Annotated in this window: 3 protein-coding genes; 1 reads left to right on the top strand and 2 read right to left on the bottom strand. The window is 31.9% G+C overall.

Annotated elements, in window-relative coordinates:
* Positions 1 to 5 precede the first annotated feature (5 nt).
* The gene (locus tag BFP75_RS22725) at positions 6 to 167 is read left to right on the top strand and encodes an integrase core domain-containing protein (protein WP_123803412.1); all 162 of its coding nucleotides are present in this window, start codon (positions 6 to 8) and stop codon (positions 165 to 167) included.
* 537 nt (positions 168 to 704) lie between these two features.
* Here BFP75_RS22725 and BFP75_RS13590 read toward each other — a convergent pair.
* Together BFP75_RS13590 and BFP75_RS13585 are read right to left on the bottom strand one after the other, a co-directional pair.
* Positions 705 to 1,268 carry a PIN domain-containing protein gene (locus tag BFP75_RS13590; RefSeq protein WP_099545923.1) on the bottom strand — a complete coding sequence of 188 codons (564 nt, stop codon included), beginning with the start codon at positions 1,266 to 1,268 and terminating at the stop codon, positions 705 to 707.
* Positions 1,258 to 1,713, bottom strand: coding sequence for a helix-turn-helix domain-containing protein (locus BFP75_RS13585; RefSeq protein ID WP_099545922.1), 456 nt, complete (start codon positions 1,711 to 1,713; stop codon positions 1,258 to 1,260). The genes BFP75_RS13590 and BFP75_RS13585 overlap by 11 nt, the downstream gene beginning before the upstream one ends.
* Positions 1,714 to 2,002 lie beyond the last annotated feature (289 nt).

Below are 2,002 nucleotides of genomic sequence, written 5' to 3'. Positions count from 1 at the left end.
AAAATATAAGCGACAACTGGAGAGAGGACTATAATTTTAATCATCCGCATAAATCTCTGGGCAATAAATCACCTAAAGAATACATGCCCAGGTTTGATGAAGAATTTAAATTCTTCATCAAACCTGACCTAAATAATAATTATTTATCGAATTTAGAGGTGTCCTAATAAGGGGAAGCCTACAACTAATCTTATACAACAACGTTAGCTTTAATGCTGGAGCAAGTTTGCGGAATTGAAAAAAGCTAGTTTATTTTTCGATTTTTTTTTTGAGTTTTAAGAATAAAAAAACGAAAAACTCTGTTGAGGAATTTTGAAATTTACGCCGAATTCTCACTCAAACTCTGAATTGAATTGCGTCTGAATTTTTAGCTCGTTTGCGGAAAAGAAATCTGAATTAAAAACTCGGAATCTCACTCAATCGGAATTTAGCAAGTTGCGGAATTGTTTACTCGAATTCTGAATTGAAAATTATTGCGGAAATTTGAGCAAATTTGCGGAATTAAAAACTGACCGAAAAAAGAAAATCGGAACGAAATATTAAGCGGACAAAAAAGCACTAAAAGCTAACAACGTATATAAAAAATTGCTATTTTGTGCTAAATCAAAAGGTCGTTGCACGTTTGCTACGTCTGATTTTCCTTCGGAAAATCCTCGCACGCAAACACGCAACTTTCCATATACATAAACGTTGGCATTAATTTCCTAAATAAGTGAATGTAGATAATTAGCCGAATTAATTAATCCGTTTTTCCTTAAATTATCCAAAACTTCATATTCATCTAAATCTGGATTCCTTCTGTTTAAAACTAACTTTCTAAATGCTTCCAATGCCTTTTCGTGATTTAAATCAATTATATCTGCAATAAAATCATCTGCGGATTTTGCAACCAATCCAAAAGTAGCTAAATAATCTTTCGGAAAATCTTTTAAATTATTTGTCACTATAACATTTGCATTGGTTTTTATTGCCGCAGCAAGTACATGACAATCTTTCTCATCTGGCAAGGTTAAACCTGAAATCAAAGGCTCATAATTTACAACAAGTGCATCTGGAAATGCTAAATTGGCAACATTTGACCTTTTTTTAATCTCCTCTTTTGTTATTCCTTTTCTACCCATTACATCTTCCCATTCATCGAAAATATGATTACTCCATTTTGGCGTAAACAAATCGTAATAAGCAAACCAAAAAAGTAAATCTCGTATCTCTATTGGATAAATAATATTGGTGTCAAGAACACAAGTAAATCGAACACTATGAATCATATAATCCTAAATCTTCATCTGATTTCATAATATCGATAAGCAATCGCTCTTGTTTCAATTTCATTTCTTTCTTATAATTCATTACATCTTCAAATTTAACTCTACGATGTCTTCCAACCAAAGTAAATGGAATATTCCCTTCCTCAAGTAATTTAACAAAATGAGGTCTTGAACAGCCTAATAATTCTGCCGCTGCTTGTGTTGTCATTTCAGTAGCAATCGGAACTAAAGAAATTGGTTGACCTTGACTTGTTGCCTTTAATATTTTCGCTAAAAGTTTAAGAGCTTTTAAAGGTATTTTTATTTTTTCAGCAGTTTCTTCAATTTCAATTTCTGGATTCTCTGAATGCAAATCTTCTAAAGTAGCCGCTAGTGCATTATACGATTTCATCGCTGCAATCTGCTCCTTTTTAGAAGGTTTTTTTATGTCATTAAAGTATTCCATATCGAATTAGTATTTTAGTTATTAACAAATATAAACGAAATAAACGAAACGGAAATATATAAAAATGTTAATTTTTTAAATCATCAAAAAAACTAATGCCAACAAAGTATCCTATGAAAAGCCCTAGTCCAGTTCTCTAAAGTTAGTATTTAATTTTCAATTACTTCATAATGATGGTTTTGGGGTGTTGAATCGTTGATAATTCCGATAGGATTATCAACCATTCAATACCATATAACTTGCTCGGCATCCTATATGTGATACACCGTTATCGGCGTTCACCGGCATC

Source organism: Maribacter sp. 4G9 (assembly GCF_002742265.1).
GTDB lineage: Bacteria > Bacteroidota > Bacteroidia > Flavobacteriales > Flavobacteriaceae > Maribacter.
The sequence above is the reverse complement of the archived record's forward strand: the minus strand, read 5'-3'. Positions and strand labels throughout refer to the sequence as shown.

Coding starts and splice junctions, on each gene's coding strand:
- BFP75_RS13590 (WP_099545923.1), bottom strand. CDS start 1,268: ATGATTCATAGTGTTCGATTTACTTGTGTTCTTGACACCAATATTATT.
- BFP75_RS13585 (WP_099545922.1), bottom strand. CDS start 1,713: ATGGAATACTTTAATGACATAAAAAAACCTTCTAAAAAGGAGCAGATT.